General features: G+C 71.3%; 1 protein-coding gene and 1 pseudogene. Both read right to left on the bottom strand.

Annotation, left to right across the window (positions count from 1 at the left end; translation table 11 throughout):
* Positions 1-58: 58 nt before the first annotated feature.
* Positions 59-847: a fumarylacetoacetate hydrolase family protein gene (locus B0F77_RS46460; RefSeq protein ID WP_245849576.1), complete on the bottom strand. Its 789-nt coding sequence runs from the start codon at positions 845-847 to the stop codon at positions 59-61.
* A gap of 283 nt (positions 848-1,130) precedes the next feature.
* Positions 1,131-1,733: pseudogene (locus tag B0F77_RS51070) on the bottom strand (MBL fold metallo-hydrolase); the annotation flags it as partial.
* Positions 1,734-1,912: the final 179 nt, after the last annotated feature.

Here is a 1,912-nt window from a genome sequence, read left to right as displayed (position 1 = left end):
CACTGCTCACGCGCGCGACGGCGACCCAACGGGGGGCGCCCTTCCGGACGGACTGGGCCTACCGGTCCCGTCGTGCGGGTGGGATGGGAATCGGCTCGACTCCTGGCACGACGCGGGTGGTCAGGGTGCCGAGTTGTTCGACGGTGACGGTGACGACGTCGCCGGGTTGCAGGGGGCGGTGGGCGTTCAGGCCTTCGCGACCCCACAGTTCGGCGAGGCAGCCGCCGCCGCAGGTGCCGGAGCCGAGGACGTCGCCGGGGCGGATCTCGGTGCCACGGGAGGCGTAGGCGATCATGTCGGCGTAGGAGAACGCCATGGACGACCAGCGGTCCTGCCCCAGCCGTTCGCCGTTGATCTCGACGGTCATCGTCAGATCGAACGAGGTGTCGGTGCGCCAGGGTTGCAGCTCGTCGGGGGTGACCAGGACCGGTCCGAGGGTGGTGGCGGTGTCCTTGCCCTTGGTGGGGCCGAGCCGGACCTGCATCTCGGCGAACTGGACGTCGCGGGCCGACCAGTCGACGAGGATGGTGTAGCCGGCGACGTAGGCGTCGGCGTCGTCGGGGTGGATGTCGCGGCCCGTGCGGCCGATGACGGCGGCGACCTCCAGCTCCAGGTCGAACATCCGGCTGCCGGGCGGTACGGGGACGTCGTCGGCGGGGCCGAGGATCGCGTAGGGGTTGGTGAAGTAGAACGCGGGTGCCTCGTACCAGCGTTCGGGGACGGTCGCGTCGATTCCGCCCAGTCTGGCGACACCTTCGACGTGCCGTTCGAAGGTCATGAAGTCCCGCACAGCAGGCGGATCGGGGATCGGCGCGCGCAGCCGAAGGTCGCCGATCGCCCTGGTCACGGCAGGCGCGGCCAGGGCCTGCTCCCCGNNCGCGGTGCAGGTTGAGCACGATCCGCTCGGCGTCGGCCCAGCCCGTGAACTCGCCCAGGTCGACCTGGCGGGCGGCCTGCAGGGGTGTCAGACCCCGGGAGATCCCGTCCTGGGCGGTGTCGAGGAGGAACCGGTAGTAGCGGCGGTGCTCGTCCAGGACCCGGGTGATGTCGGCACCGGTGAGGACTGGGCCGTGGCCGGGGACGAGGACGTCGGGTTGCAGGGACTCCAGCCAGTCGACCGCGGCGAGGGCCCCGTCCACCGAGCCCATGAAGACCAGCGGGGCGAGTCCGGCGAACACCAGATCGCCGGCGAACAGCACGCGTTCTTCGGGCAGCCAGGCGATCAGGTCTCCGCTGGTGTGCGCCGGGCGGCCGGGGTACAGCAGCTCGATCCGCCGGCCTGCGACGTGCAGGGTGAGTGCGGAGCCGACCGAGATGTCGGGAAGCCTGCGGGTCACCGGCCCCCAGTCCGGGACCGGGTTCCACAGCGGTGGGCAGCCGTCGATGACCGGGTCGGCCTGAAGTCCTTCCCGCATCCGGCTGTGCCCGACGATCACTGTCGTGGAGGGGAGGAGGCTGTTGCCGTAGGTGTGGTCACCGTGCTGGTGGGTGTTCACCGCCAGCCGGACGGGCGCCCCGCCGGTGGCCGTGTCCACNNACCGGCGGGTGCGGGCCGCTGTGGCACAGGTGTCGATCACCAGGACCCCGTCGTCGCCGGCCACCGCGCCGGCGTTGTTGACCCACCAGGTCCCGTCCGGCTGCACCCAGGCGTGGATCCCTGGGAGCAACTCCTGGAGTTCCGCCGCGTCCGCTGTGGGAGGAGGAGCGGAGTTCGTGTCCGGGGTGTCGGTCATGACCCGGCCTGTCCGTCGTCCTTCACGGTGGTGACGCGGTTGCGACCGTGTTCTTCGTATGTGGCGAAACGCATGGCAGTCCTAGGTAGCTGGGCGAGTCGGCATTGACCGGGGGCGCGGCGGTGCGTCAGGGCCGGACAGTCCGCCGCACCCCCCCGGATCGCGGGGTCAGACCGGCG

The sequence above is a fragment of the Lentzea kentuckyensis genome (genome assembly GCF_002150765.1).
Lineage (GTDB): Bacteria > Actinomycetota > Actinomycetes > Mycobacteriales > Pseudonocardiaceae > Lentzea > Lentzea kentuckyensis.
The sequence above is the reverse complement of the archived record's forward strand: the minus strand, read 5'-3'. Positions and strand labels throughout refer to the sequence as shown.